At 49.3% G+C, this 18,661-nt stretch carries 15 protein-coding genes; 14 read left to right on the forward strand and 1 reads right to left on the reverse strand.

The window, feature by feature from the left end; all coding sequences use genetic code 11:
• The first annotated feature begins 1 nt into the window (after position 1).
• From ACYVGO_RS11470 to ACYVGO_RS11525, 12 genes are all read left to right on the forward strand, one after another.
• Positions 2–3,454: a SusC/RagA family TonB-linked outer membrane protein gene (locus ACYVGO_RS11470; protein ID WP_460969378.1), complete on the forward strand. Its 3,453-nt coding sequence runs from the start codon at positions 2–4 to the stop codon at positions 3,452–3,454.
• A gap of 18 nt (positions 3,455–3,472) precedes the next feature.
• Positions 3,473–4,909 (forward strand): RagB/SusD family nutrient uptake outer membrane protein, encoded by a 1,437-nt coding sequence (locus tag ACYVGO_RS11475; RefSeq protein ID WP_460969379.1) that lies wholly within the window; start codon positions 3,473–3,475, stop codon positions 4,907–4,909.
• Positions 4,910–4,923: 14 nt separating this feature from the next.
• A complete protein-coding gene (locus tag ACYVGO_RS11480; RefSeq protein ID WP_460969380.1) occupies positions 4,924–6,210 on the forward strand; it encodes a polysaccharide pyruvyl transferase family protein in 1,287 nt (428 codons plus the stop codon).
• A gap of 275 nt (positions 6,211–6,485) precedes the next feature.
• On the forward strand, positions 6,486–6,614 hold the full coding sequence (locus ACYVGO_RS11485; protein ID WP_256366032.1) for a hypothetical protein: 129 nt from the start codon (positions 6,486–6,488) through the stop codon (positions 6,612–6,614).
• A 98-nt stretch (positions 6,615–6,712) separates the two neighbouring features.
• Entirely contained in the window at positions 6,713–7,525 is an 813-nt protein-coding gene (locus tag ACYVGO_RS11490; RefSeq protein WP_460969381.1) for a sialate O-acetylesterase, read from the forward strand.
• Between the two features lie 169 nt (positions 7,526–7,694).
• A complete protein-coding gene (locus tag ACYVGO_RS11495) occupies positions 7,695–8,975 on the forward strand; it encodes an MFS transporter (protein WP_142771437.1) in 1,281 nt (426 codons plus the stop codon).
• A 109-nt stretch (positions 8,976–9,084) separates the two neighbouring features.
• On the forward strand, positions 9,085–10,332 hold the full coding sequence (locus tag ACYVGO_RS11500; protein ID WP_460969382.1) for an MFS transporter: 1,248 nt from the start codon (positions 9,085–9,087) through the stop codon (positions 10,330–10,332).
• Between the two features lie 289 nt (positions 10,333–10,621).
• On the forward strand, positions 10,622–11,029 hold the full coding sequence (locus ACYVGO_RS11505; RefSeq protein ID WP_460969383.1) for a hypothetical protein: 408 nt from the start codon (positions 10,622–10,624) through the stop codon (positions 11,027–11,029).
• 177 nt (positions 11,030–11,206) lie between these two features.
• The gene (locus ACYVGO_RS11510; RefSeq protein WP_460969384.1) at positions 11,207–12,322 is read left to right on the forward strand and encodes a family 20 glycosylhydrolase; all 1,116 of its coding nucleotides are present in this window, start codon (positions 11,207–11,209) and stop codon (positions 12,320–12,322) included.
• A 12-nt stretch (positions 12,323–12,334) separates the two neighbouring features.
• On the forward strand, positions 12,335–13,561 hold the full coding sequence (locus ACYVGO_RS11515) for a hypothetical protein (protein WP_460969385.1): 1,227 nt from the start codon (positions 12,335–12,337) through the stop codon (positions 13,559–13,561).
• Positions 13,562–13,574: 13 nt separating this feature from the next.
• The gene (locus tag ACYVGO_RS11520) at positions 13,575–14,045 is read left to right on the forward strand and encodes a lipocalin family protein (protein ID WP_460969386.1); all 471 of its coding nucleotides are present in this window, start codon (positions 13,575–13,577) and stop codon (positions 14,043–14,045) included.
• A gap of 22 nt (positions 14,046–14,067) precedes the next feature.
• Positions 14,068–15,189 (forward strand): aminotransferase class I/II-fold pyridoxal phosphate-dependent enzyme, encoded by a 1,122-nt coding sequence (locus ACYVGO_RS11525; protein WP_460969387.1) that lies wholly within the window; start codon positions 14,068–14,070, stop codon positions 15,187–15,189.
• 77 nt (positions 15,190–15,266) lie between these two features.
• Here ACYVGO_RS11525 and ACYVGO_RS11530 read toward each other — a convergent pair whose 3' ends face one another.
• Positions 15,267–16,187, reverse strand: coding sequence for a serine hydrolase (locus ACYVGO_RS11530; protein ID WP_460969388.1), 921 nt, complete (start codon positions 16,185–16,187; stop codon positions 15,267–15,269).
• A gap of 237 nt (positions 16,188–16,424) precedes the next feature.
• On the opposite strand from ACYVGO_RS11530, the gene ACYVGO_RS11535 reads away from it, so the two are divergent.
• Both ACYVGO_RS11535 and bla read left to right on the forward strand, forming a co-directional pair.
• Positions 16,425–17,606 carry a cystathionine gamma-synthase family protein gene (locus ACYVGO_RS11535; RefSeq protein ID WP_460969389.1) on the forward strand — a complete coding sequence of 394 codons (1,182 nt, stop codon included), beginning with the start codon at positions 16,425–16,427 and terminating at the stop codon, positions 17,604–17,606.
• Between the two features lie 23 nt (positions 17,607–17,629).
• The gene (bla, locus tag ACYVGO_RS11540) at positions 17,630–18,661 is read left to right on the forward strand and encodes a class A beta-lactamase (protein ID WP_460969390.1); all 1,032 of its coding nucleotides are present in this window, start codon (positions 17,630–17,632) and stop codon (positions 18,659–18,661) included.

Consider the following 18,661-nt stretch of genomic DNA (forward strand, 5'->3'; position numbering starts at 1 on the left):
CATGTCGCGTTTACGTTTACCCAAAATGGGGCTGGTCTTGCTCGGTTTACTGGGCCAGCAACTGGCACTGGCGCAATCTGTGGTGCTGGCTCGCCAACAAAGTAAAGCATCCCGCATGGCTCAGGCACACCCGGCAGAGGGCCAGAAATTAAAAGAAGTACTTACCGATTTGAGCCGCCAGCATCAGGTCAGTATTTTGTTCGAAGAAACAACTGTGCAGGGAATTACCGTTCCGGCAGATGCACGGCTCCGATCGGGCAAAGTAGAGAAACAACTGCAAAGCCTGCTGAAACCCTACGGTCTGACGGCTAAAAAACTCAACGAACAGGCCTATTACATCATTAAAACACCAGCTAAAGACAACGCTCAATCCAGCAGCAACGGCCAGCCGGAAGCCGGTTTAACCCAATCAGCAGAAGTCGGCATGTCAACAATTCAGCCCTTAAATCCAGCAGCAACTACGCCAATAAGTGCTGATGTTCGGGTTAGTGGGCGCGTAACCGGCGAAAACGGTGAAGGCTTGCCTGGCGTCAATGTTGTAATTAAAGGAGCCATCAGGGGCACCAATACGGATACCGACGGGCGCTATCAACTAAGCGTCCCGAATGCCGGAACCACCCTGGTTTTCAGCTTTGTGGGGTATACCAGCCAGGAGGCAATGGTGGGCAATCGAACAACCCTGGACATTCAATTACTTCCGGATAACAAATCCTTGAACGAAGTCGTCGTTGTTGGGTATGGTACCGTCAAAAAATCAGACCTGACTGGTGCTGTTGCCAAAGTTGGTGAAACCAATATTAAAGCTACGCCTATTCCGTCCCTGGATCGGGCCATGCAGGGGCGGGCCGCTGGTGTTCAGGTTGTATCTAACTCAGCAGCACCCGGTGGCAGTTCAACCATTCGTATTCGGGGATCAGGCTCCGTCAATGCCAGTAACGATCCACTGTACGTAATCGATGGATTTCCGACGACCGGGCTCAACTCCATTAATACCGATGACATCGAGTCAATTGACGTATTAAAAGATGCATCTGCCACGGCTATTTATGGCTCGCGGGGATCGAATGGGGTGGTACTGGTCACCACCAAGCGGGGTAAAGCAGGCAAAACGGTCATTAGTTACAATGCCTATTATGGGATTCAAACGGTTCGTCGGAAAATTCCCCTGCTCAATGCCCAGCAGTTTGCCGATTTTGTTAATGAAGCCCGCGTCAACGGCGGTGCACAACCCTACTTCAACGGGAGTTCGGCCGATCAACCGCTGCCGTCTTCATTAGGTGAAGGCACCGATTGGCAGTCGCAGATATTTCGGGCAGCCCCTATTCAAAGTCACCAGTTAGCAGCTTCGGGTGGTTCCGACAAATCTCGTTATGCCATTTCGTTTGGCTACTACAATCAGCAGGGAATTGTTCTCAATTCGAATTTCAAACGCTATACCCTACGCGCCAATCTCGACAACAACTTAACGTCTCGATTGAAAGCTGGCCTAACCATGCAGGGAGCGTTTACAACCGGAAACAATGCCAAAACCGATGTAGATGGCAACGGTGGTGGTGGTGTTACCAGTTCGGCACTCAGTTACGCGCCTAATTTCCAGGTTTACAACGCCGACGGAAGCTATTACAAAAATACCGGTGCGCTCAATGGTTATGGTGTCGATAACCCGTTGGCTGTGGCAAACGAAATCACCAATGTTGGCACAACGATACGTATACTGGCAAACTCGTATCTCGATTATACCATTATCGACGGATTGACTTTTCGCACCAGCTTCGGGGCCGACCTGCAAACGACCAAAACGAATAGCTACGCCACCCGGTTATCGCTGGCAGGGTCCAGTCTTGGTGGAGGGGCTTCTATTACAAACGTGCAGAGCATTGGCTGGCTCAACGAAAATACGTTGAATTATACGCGACAACTAACGCCTAAACATAGTCTGAACGCCTTACTGGGTTACACAATTCAGGGTCTGGCTATCGAAAATGTTGGTGCTACGGCCAATACGTTCACGAATGATTTTGCCCTCTACAACAACCTCGGGGCGGGTTCTTCATTGGTGGCACCAAGTTCAGGAGCCAGCGATTGGCGGCTGATTTCCTATCTGGCCCGAATTAATTATGGCTTCGATGACCGCTTTCTGCTTACGTTGACCGGTCGGCGGGATGGGTCTAGCCGCTTTGGCCCGAATGAGAAGTTTGGCTTCTTTCCCTCTGGTGCGCTAGCCTGGAAACTGGCCAACGAAAAATGGATAAAAAGCCTGCCTGCCATTTCGGATGCCAAACTACGGCTGAGCTATGGACTATCTGGTAATCAGGAAATTGGCAATTATCGCTACCTGGCCAACATCAGTTCATCGTCGTATATTCTGGGTGGTCAGCTCAATTCGGGAGCTTATACGTCATCCATTGCCAATCCAGATCTGCGATGGGAGAAAAACGCCCAATTCGATGCTGGCCTGGATGTTGGAATCCTCAATAACCGAATCCAGTTCACCGCTGATTATTATATCAAAACCACCTCCGATTTGCTGTTCAATGTAGGCGTTCCTACGTCGTCGGGCTTTTCGACAACGCTCAAAAACATCGGCAGCGTCCAGAACAAAGGACTTGAATTATCCTTAAATACGATCAACATCGACAAAGGTGGGTTCCGCTGGACATCCGAATTTAACATCACCTTCAACCAGAATAAGATTCTGACGCTGGATGGCCGTCAGGAATTTACGACGGGTACCGACGCGGTCATTTTTGCAACGAGCATCAACCCAATCCTGCTGCGGGTCGGTAGTCCGCTGGGAAATTTCTACGGTCGGGTTATGGATGGGATCTTCCAGAATCAGGCTGAAGTAGACGCATCCGCTCAGAAGACCACCGCTAAACCCGGCGACATCCGCTATAAAGACCTGAATAACGATGGGGCCATCAACGACAATGACCGGGCTATCATCGGCAATGCCAATCCGAAGTTCTTTGGTGGGTTCAACAATACGTTTTCGTTTAAAGGCTTCGATCTGAACATTTTCGTTCAGGGTAACTCGGGCAACCAGATTCTGAATTATGGCAGTTTCGACCTGCTGAACCTGACGGGTGGCAATAATCAATCGGCCCGCGTGCTTGATCGCTGGACGCCAACAAATCCGAGTACTACCATTCCCCGCGCCAATAGTGCTGGTGGCTCGCGAATTCTGTCCAGTTTTCAGGTTGAAGATGGTTCGTATCTGCGCGTCAAAAATATCTCAGTGGGGTATAATCTGCCCCGAGATCTGTTAAGCCGACTAGCAATCGCTTCCGCCAAAATCTACGTAACAGCTCAGAACTGGATTACCATCACCAAGTACACCGGCTACGACCCTGAGGTGAATCGCTACGGCAGTTCTTCGCTGAGTCAGGGGCTTGACTACGGCGGTTACCCAGCGGCCAAGACGGTATTGGTTGGATTGAATCTAAAATTTTAAACCCTTTTGCGAAGAGCCATGAAATTCAAGTATATAGTCCCCTTAGTGGCGCTCTTTCTGACGGCCTGCGAAAAGCAACTGGACCTCTCTCCCGTTACAAACCTGACGAATGTTACCTATTACAAAACCGCCGATGATGCAAAAGCGGCTCTGGGTGCCTGCTACTCGGCCATTGGTGGCGGTGACCCCTTTTTGGACTTAGCTACCAGCGATGATGCTATCCCGTTTCTGACTGGATCGGCCGATCGTCCGTTACTTTGGCGGTACAACATTACCCCATCCAACACCTTTATTTCGAACTATGCTGGCGCGTATTCAGGCATAAACCGATCGAACATCGTAATTGGTCGATTGCCGGGCATTTCGATGGATGAAAGCCTGAAAGCGCGCTACATTGCCGAAGCCAGGTTTTTACGGGCACTTCATTATTTTAATCTTGTTCGGCTTTACGGCGATGTGCCCATCGTGACAACCGAAACCACCTCGCTCGATGGGCTGGCGGTTTCCCGCGATCCTGCCGACAAGGTGTATGAGCTACTCATAGCTGATTTAAAAGAAGCAGAAGCGGCCCTACCAAAAACCTACCCGGCCAGCGAGTCGGGGCGGGCTACTTCGGGGGCCGCTAAAGGCATATTGGCTCGCGTGTATTTAACCCGGGCTGGCGTAACAGCAGGCTCGCCTTACTGGGCACAGGCTGCGGCCAAAGCCAAAGAGGTCATGGATATGGGTGTGTATGATCTGTACGCCAACTTCGCCGATGCGTTTGCGCTGACAGCCCGGGGTGGTAAAGAGAATATTTTCGAGATTCAGAACCTGACAGATGTGAAGGGGCACACCTTAGGCAGAGGCTATGGCGTACGTTCCTCGCCCATTTATCCGGGTACCGGTTCAGGCATTGCGCGGCCTTCGCCGGGTCTGTTCAGTTTATATTCTGATAAAGACACCCGCAAAGCGGTAACGTTCCTGACGTCCTATGTCTACAACGGGGTTACCACAACACTCTCCATTACCGATCCCGATTTTACTAAAGCCGTAGCGTTTCAGAAGCTGTGGGACAAAACAGCCAAGACGCTCGAAGGAACCAGCATTCCTATCCTGCGCTACGCCGATGTGTTGCTAATGTATGTAGAAGCCACAAACGAAGCGAATAACGGTCCTACCGCCGACGCTTACACCGCGCTGAACAAAGTTCGTACGCGGGCAGGACTGACGGCGCTGTCGGGGTTGACGTATCAGCAATTTAAGGAAGCTGTTTGGCTGGAACGTCGTCTGGAACTAACCTTTGAGAATAGTCGTCGGTACGATCTCATCCGAACCGGCCGGTTGCTCGACGCCGTGAAAGCGGAGAACAGTTTCGCCCGAAATGCCACCATTCAGCCGTTTCATGTCTTAATGCCCATTCCGCAAACGGACCTGGACGCGAATCCAAATCTAAAGCAAAATCCGGGGTATTAATCGCCACTCATTTTATGACAAACCGAAGAGATTTCCTTAAACAAACGCCATCGCTGATTGGACTGCTGATGGGCATTCCGGCCCTGGCGCAACCAGCCGCAGGGTTAACCGCAAAAAAATCAATTATTCTCCGGTCGTCCTGGCAAACGGTCAACATTGGCGACATTGGCCATACACCGGGTGTACTTACTTTATTGGAAAAATACCTGCCCGAGGTGGAAGTGCGCCTATGGCCCTCCAGCGTCGATAATGGCGTTGAGGCACTGCTAAAAAAGCGGTTTCCGCATGTACCGATTATAAAAAGCCCCGATGAGATTGCGCAGGCACTCAACGAATGTGTGTTTTTACTACACGGTTCTGGCCCGTCGCTGGTGGCGCGTAAAGATGTGGAGCGCTGGCATAAAGAAACGGGTAAACCTTACGGTGTATATGGTATCACATTTCCAGGCGTATATAGTCCAGACCCCAAAGCGGTCGTTACAGCCAACCCGGTAGATGTTGAGCTACTGAGTAAAGCGCGATTCGCTCTGTTCAGGGACTCGATTTCACTGGATTTTGCAAAGAGCCATGGCGTAACCAGTCCCGTCATGGAGTTTTGTCCCGATGGTGCCTTTGCCGTGGATTTACGCAACGACCAGGCTGCAACAACATTCATGAAAGAACATGGGCTGGAAGAGGGCAAGTTTATGTGTGTGATCCCCCGGCAGCGATTCACGCCTTACTGGGAGATTCCGAGCAAAAAAGCAGCGTTTGACGAAACAAGAAACGCCCGTAATGAGGCCATGAAAGAGCACGACAACGCGCCACTTCGGGAAGCCATTATCGCCATTGTTCGCCAGACATCCCTGAAAATCCTGATCTGCCCGGAAGATGAAACGCAGGTGAAACTCGGCAAGGAAATCCTGTTCGATAAACTCCCGGACGATGTAAAACCTAAAGTCGTTTGGCGAGACCATTACTGGATTACCGACGAAGCCGTTAGCACCTACATCCGTTCGGCGGGGTTGTTCGGGCTTGAGATGCACTCCCCTATTATGTGCATTGGCAATGGCATTCCCGCTATTGTTGGCCGCTTTGCCGAGCAAACCAGTAAAGGGGTTATGTGGAAGGACATCGGTCTCGGCGACTGGCTGTTCGACATGGATAACGAACAGGACGTAGCTCGCTATGTGCCAACGGTGCTGGCTATGGCAAAAGACCCTAAAGCGGCCAAAGCGAAAGCAGCTAAAGGACGAAAGTTCGTTGAACAACGGCAACGGGAAACAATGGGGTTATTGAAGAAAAATGTGACACCACTTTAACCTCATGTTAGTGGGGTTTGGTGGTGTCAGGTTCTTCAACGACACCGTGGTTTTTGTTCGTTCTCGCTTGGCTTTGCCGAGTGAGGGCTATTGTTTCAAGGGCCTCTGGCCCGTTTCTGACCTATTTTGCTATTCACCGGCCAGAGGCCGTCAAAACAATAGTCCTCACTCGGCAAAGCCAAGCGAGAACGAGAGTGACACCACTTTAACCTCATGTTAGTGGGGTTTGGTCTGTTCAGGTCGATGACTCATCAGCCGCCGACTGGTCGAACCAATTGCAGCATATTCACCAGGATTACGCCGGAGCTAAGAAAAAAGTAGCGAACGCGATGGACTTCGTGCGTCAACGGCAAGCATCTACGATGCAGGTCATCAACAAGGCAATTCAAGCCCGAAAAGCGTGACAGACAGTTTTCTAGCTAGTAAACTGTCGCAAAAATGGCTAAGTTTGGCAAGCAGTAGCAATGTTCCGAAAAGGCCACTCTGTACTAACTCGTCAGACATGACTACCCACGTCAATCTCTATTTTACCAGTCTTATTCTGTTTCTAACACTCGCCTTTAAGCAAGACGTCCCACCCCGACTACAGCTCTTTCTACTCATCGGCCAGTCGAATATGGCAGGCCGGGGCGTACCCGAAGCCGAAGATCAGACAACGCATCCGCGCATCTGGATGATGGCGAAAGATCAGACCTGGGTGCCTGCCCGCGATCCGATGCACTTTGACAAACCCGACGTTATTGGCGTAGGGCCGGGATTCGCCTTTGCGAAACGATTGGCCGATGCTTATCCCGACATGAACATTGGCCTGATCCCCTCTGCCGTAGGTGGCTCGAACATTGGCGTCTGGAAACCGGGGGCTTATTATGAACCCACCAAGTCGTATCCCTATGATGACGCGTTACGTCGGGCCAAAAAAGCCCTCGAAAATGGGCAATTAGCAGGCTTTATCTGGCACCAGGGGGAATCGGACTCAAACCCGGAGAGAGCCATCATCTACGAAGAAAAACTAACCGAACTGGTGCAGCGGTTTCGAAACGACCTGAATGCGCCCAATGTACCGTTTGTGGTCGGAACGCTGGGTGATTTTGTTGTAGATCGGGACCCGGAGGCAAAAATCGTCAATGAAGCATTGCAACAGGCTACCAATCACATCCCAAATTCGTATTGCGTACTCTCCTCCGGGTTGACCGATAAAGGAGACTCGACGCATTTCGATACAGGTTCAGCCCGAATCCTTGGTCAGCGATACGCGGATATATTTATCCAGAAGAAATTGGTAAAGAGTATAGACCCGCATCGGCGGACCGACTGATTTTTATGATCAGTATGGTGTAGACGTGATAAAAAAAGCAAATGTGAGCCGTTTTGCCACATACTATTGGCAAAATCATGCCTATTCTTAAAAATCATAAAAATCAGCGGTCTATTGATTTCGTATAATTGCAAAACTATTTCCCTCTCTTAATCACTGATTTTGCCGCATGGCTATTCCTACTGTTTCATCTAAACCGTCCGGCGAGGCTCAATCGGCTCAGGTCGGGCTGTTTGGTCTACCGGTCATTGTAGCTGCTCTGGGCTACTTCGTTGATATTTACGACCTTCTTCTTTTCGGTATTGTTCGGGTTCCTAGTCTGAAAGATCTTGGCCTGACACCTGATCAAATCTCAACTGTTGGGTCCAGTATTATCAACTGGCAAATGGGTGGTTTACTGCTCGGCGGTATTTTGTGGGGAGTTATTGGCGACAAGCGTGGGCGGCTATCGGTGCTGTTTGGCAGCATCATCACTTACTCCATTGCCAATATTGCCTGTGGGTTCGTTAAGAACGTCACGTTCATGGATCCAACAATGTACTACGCACTGATGCGCTTCGTGGCCGGTATCGGGCTGGCTGGTGAGTTAGGGGCGGGCATCACTCTTGTAAGCGAAGTACTGCCTAAGGAGAAGCGTGCCATTGGCACCTCCCTCGTTGCGGGAATTGGCCTTTTTGGGGCCGTAGTGGCCTATTTTACCGTCAAATTATTCGACTGGCAAATGGCCTTTTTTGTAGGGGGTGGTTTAGGCTTCGGTTTATTGCTGTTACGGGTAGGCGTAGTTGAGTCTGGTATGTTTAAAGATGTAAGCGACCAGAAACATGTTAGTCGAGGCAATTTCCTTTCCTTTTTTACCAACGCAAACCGGCTCTCCCGCTACCTCAAATGCATCGGAATTGGGCTACCCACCTGGTTCGTCATTGGCATTCTGGCTACGTTTAGTAATGAGTTCGGTAAAGCGCTGGGCATTGCCGAAGAAATTCAGCCGGGCCTAGCCATTATGTGGTGCTACGTTGGGCTGGCCGTGGGCGATTTAGCCAGTGGTTTCATCAGTCAGGCGTTGGAATCGCGCAAAAAAGCGGTTGCCCTGCTCATGGTGGTTGCCCTCGTTTTTGGTTTAGTTTACCTGTATCTAGGGATAAAAAGTGCCACAATTCTTTATGGTCTTTGCCTGGCTATGGGCTTTGGCATTGGCTATTGGGCTATGTTCGTAACCATTGGTGCCGAGCAGTTCGGGACTAATATTCGTGCCACAGCGGCCACTACTGTACCCAATATGGTGCGTGGCTTAGTCATTCCCATGACGCTGGGTTACCAGGCGCTAAAACCGTCTCTGGATATTATCAATGCTGGCGCCGTTGTCGGTTTAATTAGTTTCCTACTCGGCTTCTATTCTATTTTGAGTATTCCAGAAACACACGGCAAGGATTTAAATTATCTGGAAGAATAAAAAAAGGGGAGGAAGGAGGAGAGGGACGAAAGGGAGGAAGGAGAAAAGCAAGTTGTACATTTTCCCTCCTCCCTTTCGTCCCTCTCCTCCTTCCTCCCTCCTCCCCTTTATGCAAACGACCTCCCCTCCTCCTTCCCGCGTATCGTACCGCCCATTATTCGCCCTGCCGGTCATTGTGTCGGCGCTGGGTTTTTTCGTGGATGTGTATGACATGCTCATCTTCAGCATCGTTCGCGTGCCGAGTTTACAATCGCTGGGGCTGTCGGAAGAAGAAGTCTCTAAAGCAGGGACGTTTATTATCAATTTCCAGCAGGCTGGGCTGGTAGTAGGCGGTTTTTTGTGGGGTGCCCTGGGCGATAAGCGCGGCCGTATGTCGGTGTTGTTCGGGAGTATCATTACGTATTCCCTCACGAATATTGCCTGTGGATTTGTGCAGGATGTGAATACTTACGCCCTGTTGCGATTTCTGGCCGGAGTTGGTCTCTCCGGCGAAATTGGAGCCGCCATCGTACTGGTATCAGAAACTCTGCCCAAAGCCATCCGAAGTTACGGTTCAGCTATGGTAGCGGGCATTGGCTATCTGGGGGCGGGTGTAGCCTACCTCACTGTCGAATATTTCAACTGGCGAACAGCCTTCTGGGTGGGGGGTGGTATGGGCTTAGCATTATTGCTGCTGCGCGTCAGTGTATTTGAATCAGGCTTATTCAGCCGAATGAAGACGGAACATAAAACCGTTAGCCGTGGGAATATTTTACAATTTTTCAGAAGTTGGCCGGAGGCTCTAAAATACTTGCGTTGCGTAACGGTAGGTATGCCCACCTGGTTTGTGGTTGGCATTCTGGCTACGTTCGCCAATGAGTTAGGGCAGGCGCTGGGCATTGAGGAAGTGGTGAAACCAGGCCGCTGTGTCATGATGATTTATGTGGGCATGGCCGTTGGTGATTTACTTAGTGGGCCACTCAGCCATTGGTTACAGTCGCGCCTGAAAACCATTACCGGCCTGTTGCTCCTGGGGTCATTGCTTAGTGGCATCTATCTGTTTGGTGGCATTCATACAGCCAGTGGCATTTATACTGTGTGCTTATTGCTGGGTTTTTGCACAGGTTATATCGCGATGTTTCTGACTATGGTAGCCGAACTCTACGGTACCAATCTCCGCAATACCGCTACTACATCGGTACCCAGTGTTGTACGTGGAACGCTCATTCCAATGACCTTATTTTTTCAGGCACTGAAGCCTTCTTTGGGCGCGTTGGTGGCCGCGGGAATCCTGGGTGTTATCGTTTATGGGCTTTCCTTCTGGTCGCTCAGCCGAATGGACGAGACATTCGGGAAGGACCTGGACTTTGTGGAATAAATAAATGAATAATGGACAATGGATAATGAATAATGGTAATCAGAGTCTTTTCATTATTCATTATTCATTATTCATTATTCATTATTCATTATTCATTATTCATTATTCATTATTCATTATTCATTATTCATTGTCCATTATTCATTATTCATTATCCATTGTCCATTTCCCCTAGTACCAGCCATTCATCATTTATTTAAACCGTTTCTCCAGATTACCAGCGTTGCAGGGGTCTAACAACATCATTGGGTTGACAGCTAAAGGTTCAAAACTTAAATCGTTCAACTCAATGAAAACGTCCCTCAAATTACTCACCAGTGCCTTCTTATTCGCGTTAACTATCTCAGCATCAACGCCTGTTTTCGCCACCGACGGTACTCCTCAGCACAAAGCGTTTGCCGCCGTTGTGTTCCCATCCATCAATGCATCCAAACTTTGGGTGTGTCTGGAAAAGTACCAGTCCGAAAATAAAATCACCCTCCAATTACTCAATGAAAAGGGAGATATCTTATTCAATGAAACGCTCTGCGGTAAAAACAGCAAGCAAAATGCGTTCCGCCAGCAGTTTGATATGAATGAGCTTGGTGATGGAAATTACACCTTCCGCATAACAGCCGGTGACCAGAAAGAAGATATATCGGTTAAACTCGCAACGCCATCTCTGGAAGCGCCCACCCGAATGATTGCCATTAAGTAAGCAGGACTGCCTGGTAAAGCGTTCTGAAATTATCCGTCAACCTCCCGAAAGTGTTGGACTTTCGGGAGGTTTTGTTTTAGCGAAAGCGCGTTGTGTAGTGAATAGAAATCCAGTGAATTAGGCTTATAGGAGAGGCCTATTTAAAACGGAACGCGCCGATACTAAAACTTGATCTCCATGACCCGGCTATTTCTTTTACTTACTGCGTTCGTACTTTCTCTTTCCTGTACATCGGCAATAGCTCAAACCAAACTAGATAGCCTGTTACCAATCCGCGGGTTTTGCATTGCGGCTCCCCAGCCCAAACAACTCAATACATTTATCAAGTTTATCAACGAAGAACTCGCTCCCCGCCAGGTGAATACGTTACTTCTTCGGGTTGATTTCAACTATGAATTTGATAGCCATCCTGAACTCCGCGACAGTATCGCCCTGTCGAAGCGGGAAGTGAAAAAACTGGTGAAAGCCTGTCGGCAGCACAACATCCGGTTGATTCCCCAAATCAACCTTCTCGGCCACCAATCCTGGGCTTCTAAGACGACCAACCTATTACGCGTTTATCCTGAATTCGATGAAACTCCACACGTAAAAATGCCCGAAAAATACGTTTGGCCTAATGCAGACGGTTTGTACTGCAAAAGTTATTGTCCCTTACACCCCGGCGTTCATGCGGTCGTATTTGCGCTGGTCGATGAAATTTGTGATGCCTTTGAAACGGATGCATTTCATGCAGGCATGGACGAAGTTTTTTACATCGGTGATGAGCAATGTCCGCGTTGCTCAGGTCGTGACAAAGCCGAGTTATTTGCCGGAGAGGTCAATGAAATCCGAAACCATCTGTCCCAGAAAAACCGAAAACTCTGGATTTGGGGCGATCGACTCATTGACGGAAAAACCACCGGTATTGGTATGTGGGAAGGCAGTTTTAACAATACGTACCGCGCTATCGACCTGATCGCTAAAGATGTTACAATTTGCGACTGGCATTACGAACGGCCGGACCAAACCGCCGTTTATTTTGCCACAAAGGGACTCAACGTGATTACCTGTCCCTGGCGAAAGCCGAGTTTCGCGATGACACAAACACAGGATATGGTCAGGTTCCGGAAGTCGGTTACGCCGGTCATGAAAGAGCGTTTTCAGGGTATGATGCAAACCGTCTGGTCGGGTGCGGGACCATTTCTAGACGAATTTTATGGCATAAACGTAAATCCCGCATCGGGCGAAGACACGGCCAGTAACTGCTTTAAAGCCCTATTTGGTGAAATCAAACGGCTTAGTGAGGCCAATTAACTAGTCACAAAAATGGTATCAACTCCATCGAAACCGGCCAGTGCCATTCTATCGTCAAAGCGTATTTTTTCCATTGATGTCTTTCGGGCATTGACGATGCTCACGATGATTTTCGTCAATGACTTAGGAACCTTGTCGGGCATTCCGCTCTGGCTGGAGCATTCGCGCGCCGATCAGGATTTTCTGGGCTTTGCCGATACCGTTTTTCCCTGCTTTCTGGTCATTGTGGGTATGTCGATTCCCTTCGCCATCCGCCAGCGACTCGACAAGGGGGATTCATACATTCAGATTATCTGGCATATAGTTCTCCGCTCAATCGCTCTGCTGGTGATGGGCGTTTTCTTCGTCAACATCTCCGACCTAAACGCGGAAGCCACGGGCATGCGTTCGGGATGGTTTGTGATCCTGATGATTCTGGCGTTTTTCCTGATCTGGAACCAATATCCTAAACGAGACGGCACAGCAAAAACTGTTTTCATTGGCTTGCAACTACTGGGCGTAGGCTTTCTAATCTACCTGGCTTTCCTATACCGCGGAGGTTCTGATAATCATTTAGTCGGCCTTAGACCCCAATGGTGGGGAATTTTGGGGCTGATTGGTTGGACATACCTAACCTGCGCTACTCTCTATTTATTTCTCCACAAACAGCCAGTTCTGCTCATTATTTCCTGGCTGTTTTTCACGTTATTGAACATAGCAGGGCATGCGGGCTGGCTACATGCAGTATGGCCTACGGGTCCACGCACCTGGATTCCGGACAATGGGGCCTTTAACTCACTAGCCTTTGCAGGCATCTTAGCTACTCTCCTTCTAACGCGCTGGCAGCAAACGAACAAAGCGAATCAACTGCCCATTCTGTTTACAGGAATAGGGTTCGTGTTTCTGGCAGCCGGATTCCTGGCCAGGAACTTCTTTATCATCTCGAAAATTCAGGCAACACCCACCTGGATTTTTCTCTGTTGTGGCATTGCCTTTATTGTCTACGCGGGTATTTACTGGCTAGTCGATCTGAACGGCAAACTGCATTGGTTCGATCTGATAAAAACCGCCGGAACCAGCACGCTAACCTGTTACCTGATTCCGGATCTCTATTACAGCATTGCCAACCTATCCGGCATTTCGCTGCCCGAATCCGTCACGACTGGTGGCATTGGTCTGCTTAAATCGCTCCTCTTTGCTCTGCTGATTATTGGTATTACGGCGGTGCTGGGTAAGTTGCGGATAAAGCTTAAGTTGTAATCCTTCTTCACCCATGACTAATCTGATTCAAGCGCTCGTTGGCACCTGGTTTATTTGTAGTACAAGCTTCCCAATGTGGCTAAAGGGCGACAAAACCAATCCCACCTTTACCTATGCCATCACCGACAAAAAAGGGGAAACCAACGTCTTGCTGGACACAGTGAAATACCAGCAGAAGGGAGAATTAAAAACACTCACAGGGTTCGATTATCAGGTAAAAGCCGATTCGTCGGCTTTCGTTTGGCGCGGTAAGGGATTATTAGGTTTGGTACATAGTAAGTGGAACGTGGTGTTACAGGACCCCGATGGCCAATGGGCGGTTATCTGGTTCTCCAAAACGCTGTTTACGCCAGAAGGCGTCGATATCATCAGCCGAACACCCCAGCTCTCCGAAAAAACGCTCAACCACATCAAGTCGTTAATGGCCGACAAGCCGCAGCTCGCCAAACATTTGGTCAACGTGCGCGATTTGCCGGTGCGATAAAATTTAGCCATAACTCCCTTCCATGAACTACACACGAATGCCGATTGAAATTGAATCTCCGGAAGAAATTGGTTATTCTACGATTCAGTACAATCTGGCCGAAAGCTCGGTGCGCGACATTCATGTGAACGACCTGAATCTCAAGCTGGATGATTTGCTTTTGTGCTATGGTCATCACCGGGGGCATCCTGATTTACTTGCTAGTATTGCCAGCGAGAGCACGGTTCTAAAGCCAGCCGATGTGCTGGTGTGTAGCGGTGCGGCTACTGCTTTATTCATTGTAGCCACTACCCTGCTCAGTGAGAACGATCATCTGGTTGTGGTGCGGCCAAACTACGGCACTAATCTGGAAACACCACGGGCCATCAACTGCGCCATGAGCATCATTGATCTAAAGTTTGAGGAAGGTTTTTCCCTGAATATCGATCTGATACAGAAGGCCATTCAACCCAACACCCGGCTCATCAGCATTACAAATCCGCATAACCCCACGGGAACCGTTATTTCTGAGGCTATTTTGAATGAACTCGTTAAACTGGCCGAAGCATACAATTGCTACCTACTCGTTGATGAAACCTACCGTTATCTGAATTTTCAAACACCTCTTGCTCCGTATCTGGCAGAGAAAAGTAAGAATGTGATTTCGGTTAGTTCACTGTCGAAGGCGTTTGGCGTTCCGGGTATTCGGATTGGCTGGATCATCTGTCAGGATGCAAGCCTAATGCATCAGTTTCTGGCGGCTAAGGAACAGATCATGATCACCAATTCGGTGGTGGATGAGCAGATTGCGCTTCACATTTTACAGAACCAGGGCAACCTTCTGTCCCAGGCTCACCAGCACATTCGCACTAATTTCGCCATTGTCCAGACCTTCTTCGCCCAAAGTCCATATCTCGACTGGGTAGAGCCAACGGCCGGTGTTGTTTGTTTCCCGCGGCTTAAAGCAGGCTTTCGACTCAACACCGAAGCGTTTTACAAATCCCTGTATGCAAACTATCAGACCCTTGTGGGACCGGGTCACTGGTTCGAGCAAGACAAAATTTATATGCGTATCGGCTTCGGCTATCCCACTGCGGATGAGCTAACCATTGGCTTACAGCATTTGGAACGCTGTTTAGGGGAGCATTTGAGCAACGAGAAATGACTAATTGATAATGGACAATGTATAATGCGCACAGCTCATCACCCATTATACATTATACATTATCAATTAGTCATTAGTTACTGCCCCTGCATTTCATACTGATAAATCCATTCAGATACCGTGGCCATCACTGCCGAAGTTGCCTTATCGTCCTTAATATCCTTCGATAACAGAACCAGCACATACTGACGACCATCAGGTAAAATAACTAGGCCCGAATCGTGCCGGACACCCACGATCGAGCCCGTTTTATGAGCCACTTTCACCGTTTTCGGCAGTTTAGCTGGAATTGCGTCATTGAATTTCTGCTCCAGTAAGGTCGCAATCATGGCCTTCGAAGTCTCGGGACTTACTGCCTGACCAGTGGCAATCCTGTCGAAAATTAGCATGAGGTCATAGGCAGTGGTGGAGTTATTAAGCCCTTTAGCGAAGGCTTTTGAATCTTCTACGCCCCGCCGAACCTGAATATCTTTGGCCCCCAGATCGCGCATGGTTTGCGTTACGTTCGGTCCACCCACGCGTTCAATAATCAAATTCGTCGCCAGATTACTGCTGACGGTAATCATATCGTAGACTAAAGAAGCCAGCGTTCGTTTGGTCCCAATCTGTTTATACGTAATTGAATCGCTGTCCGATGAAACCGGCAATGTATACGGACTGCCATCAACAATGCTTTTAAACTCGGTCTTGATCAGTATTGAATCCGACAATGACAGTTTGCCCTGCGCCTGTTGTTTATAGACTTCAATCATAACCGGTGTTTTCATGGTACTGGCCGCATGAAATACGTCCCGTTCCCGAATGAGCAGCTCTTTACCCGTAGCCAAATCCTTAAAGGCGACCGCAAAGACACCCGTCTGCCTGCTTAATTCAGTCTCAATTTTCTGGCGTAATTCGGGGAGTGTTTGGCGGGACTGAGCAGTTGCAGATAGCCTGATGGCCAATAAACAACTAAGCGCTACAGCCAGATAGCTGGCTTTGAGATTCAGATACGTCATACGTTCAGGTTGTATAGATAAGCCCAGTAGGGGCCAAAATTTAGTCAATTAGGCGCATTTCATCAGTACACCTACCCATCGTGTTACGCCTTTTTTTGTGTAGTATTAAGGATTAAACACAGTGGCAACGGAGGTCAACACAAAGGTGACAGAGAAATATCCTCCGTTTTCTCTGTGTTAACCTCTGTTTCTCTGTGTTTAACCAAAAAATAACAACCTGATAATTAAGAAGTTTCAATGGATTTTTCGACTTACAAAAAAAGTACCGCATCCGTATGGGCAGGGGAAACCGAACCCATTGCCGATGGGGCTGTTACAACGCCAATTGTACGAAGTGTGGCGTTTGCCTATCATGATCTGGATGAATGGCACAAGGTAGCAACGGGACAAGCGGATGGTTATATCTATAGCCGAAACACGAATCCCACCGTACATGTGCTCGAAGAGAAAATCCGAATTCTGGAAGGTGCCGAAGCTGCCACCTCGTTCGCAACGGGCATGGGGGCCATCAGTAATACCTTGTTTGCGCTACTGGGGCCAGGAAAACGGGTCGTTTCACTCAACGATACCTACGGTGGCTCAAGCCGACTCTTTCTGGATTTTCTACCCCGTTATCAGGTAAACGTCACGCTTTGTGATACCACCGATTTCGACCAGCTAGAAGCCGAAATTGCCAAAGGTTGCGACGTACTCTACCTCGAAACACCCACCAATCCAACTCTCAAAATTGTCGATATAAAACGGCTGGCAGCAGCCGCTAAAAAAGTGGGGGCCATTACCATAGTCGACAATACGTTTGCTACACCGATCAACCAAAATCCACTGGCGCTGGGTGCCGATCTGGTTGTTCATAGCGCCACAAAATTCCTCGGCGGCCACTCCGATGCGATGGGTGGTGTACTCTGCGGCACCAAAGAACTGGTGGAAAAAGTATTCCAGTTCCGGGAAATCAACGGGGCCAGCCTGCAAGCCGATCCCGCCTATATGATTGCTCGTGGGATGAAAACGCTGGAGCTGCGAATCGAGCGACAGAATGCGTCGGCTCTGACAATCGCGAAATACCTGAAAGCACACGCCAAAGTCAGTGATGTGTTTTATCCAGGCCTCGAAACCCATCCTGGCCATGCAATTGCGACAGCGCAGATGTCGGGGTTTGGTGGCATTATGAGCTTTTCCCTGAATGGCGGCTATGAGCACGTGAAGAAATTCCTGCCGAAACTCCAGTTTGTGCACTTAGCCGCCAGTCTTGGCTCGGTAAGTACACTGGCAGGCCCCCCCAGAACCACCAGCCACGTTGAACTTACCGAAGAACAGCGCAAACAGCTTGGTATTCCCGAAAGCCTGATTCGGTACTCGGTCGGTATCGAAAACGTAGAAGATCTGCTGACGGATCTGGATACGGCTTTGGCTTCATTGTAGTCCATGAAATACCTCTATAACCTATGAAACAACTCTTATCATTACTCCTTGGCGTCCTGCTGCTGGCCAATCTCCAGGGCAATGCCCAACCTAGTAAACCCTCCGACCTGGCTACGCAACGGCTGGAACAGGAACTGGCCCGTATTGCTCAACTCGCCAAAGGAAAAGTTGGCGTTTGTGCGCTCCATCTGGAGTCGGGCAAGCAGGTAAGTCTGAATCTTCAGGAGCGTTTTCCGATGGCGAGTACGATTAAAGTCGCCATTGCCGTACAGCTATTTACACTCATTGAACAGGGAAAACTATCACTGATGACGATGGTCGACCTGCAACCGTCTGATCTGCACCCAGGTAGTGGTACATTGGATGTTCTGTTTGCGAAACCTGGGGTTCAGTTGTCCGTCCAGAATCTACTCGAACTAATGATGGTTATTAGCGATAACTCAGCAACGGATATACTACTTCATCTGGTAGGCGGCACTGAAGCCGTTCAGAACCGCGTAAAAGCACTGGGGATTCAGGGTATGTCAGTGGATCGCACCATCATTCAATTACTGGCTGACCTCGATGGTATCACCCTTCCACCGTCCAGCCAATGGACACTTGGTTTTTATGCCAAACTGGATAGTGCCACTACCCCCGAAATGAAACGAGCTGCGGCCGTCAAAATCAAAACCGACCCACGCGATACCTCAACGCCCGACGCAATGGTTAATTTACTGGCACAAATTTATCGGGGTACGGCGCTCAAACCCGAAAGTCGGGCACTGTTGTTGGGCGTCATGGAACGCTGCCGGGGCGGAGCCGCCCGACTTAAAGGCTATTTGCCACCAAACACCGTTATTGCCCATAAAACGGGTTCACTGGATGGAAGTGCCACCGACGACGTAGGCATTATCACCTTGCCGGGCGATGCGGGCCATATTGCCATTGCTGTTTTTGTGGGCGACTCACCCATGCCGCTAGCCGAACGGGAACAAACCATTGCCCATACGGCCCGTTCCATTTACGATTACTTTTTGTACCAGCCTGTTACCATGCCCACCTCGTCACGGTAA

The sequence above is a fragment of the Spirosoma migulaei genome (assembly GCF_054776855.1).

Excerpts from the sequence above, each read along its gene's own strand:
- ACYVGO_RS11470 (WP_460969378.1), top strand. The coding sequence starts at position 2 with ATGTCGCGTTTACGTTTACCCAAAATGGGGCTGGTCTTGCTCGGTTTA.
- ACYVGO_RS11475 (WP_460969379.1), top strand. The coding sequence starts at position 3,473 with ATGAAATTCAAGTATATAGTCCCCTTAGTGGCGCTCTTTCTGACGGCC.
- ACYVGO_RS11480 (WP_460969380.1), top strand. The coding sequence starts at position 4,924 with ATGACAAACCGAAGAGATTTCCTTAAACAAACGCCATCGCTGATTGGA.
- ACYVGO_RS11490 (WP_460969381.1), top strand. The coding sequence starts at position 6,713 with ATGACTACCCACGTCAATCTCTATTTTACCAGTCTTATTCTGTTTCTA.
- ACYVGO_RS11495 (WP_142771437.1), top strand. The coding sequence starts at position 7,695 with ATGGCTATTCCTACTGTTTCATCTAAACCGTCCGGCGAGGCTCAATCG.
- ACYVGO_RS11500 (WP_460969382.1), top strand. The coding sequence starts at position 9,085 with ATGCAAACGACCTCCCCTCCTCCTTCCCGCGTATCGTACCGCCCATTA.
- ACYVGO_RS11505 (WP_460969383.1), top strand. The coding sequence starts at position 10,622 with ATGAAAACGTCCCTCAAATTACTCACCAGTGCCTTCTTATTCGCGTTA.
- ACYVGO_RS11510 (WP_460969384.1), top strand. The coding sequence starts at position 11,207 with ATGACCCGGCTATTTCTTTTACTTACTGCGTTCGTACTTTCTCTTTCC.
- ACYVGO_RS11515 (WP_460969385.1), top strand. The coding sequence starts at position 12,335 with ATGGTATCAACTCCATCGAAACCGGCCAGTGCCATTCTATCGTCAAAG.
- ACYVGO_RS11520 (WP_460969386.1), top strand. The coding sequence starts at position 13,575 with ATGACTAATCTGATTCAAGCGCTCGTTGGCACCTGGTTTATTTGTAGT.
- ACYVGO_RS11525 (WP_460969387.1), top strand. The coding sequence starts at position 14,068 with ATGAACTACACACGAATGCCGATTGAAATTGAATCTCCGGAAGAAATT.
- ACYVGO_RS11530 (WP_460969388.1), bottom strand. The coding sequence starts at position 16,187 with ATGACGTATCTGAATCTCAAAGCCAGCTATCTGGCTGTAGCGCTTAGT.
- ACYVGO_RS11535 (WP_460969389.1), top strand. The coding sequence starts at position 16,425 with ATGGATTTTTCGACTTACAAAAAAAGTACCGCATCCGTATGGGCAGGG.
- bla (WP_460969390.1), top strand. The coding sequence starts at position 17,630 with ATGAAACAACTCTTATCATTACTCCTTGGCGTCCTGCTGCTGGCCAAT.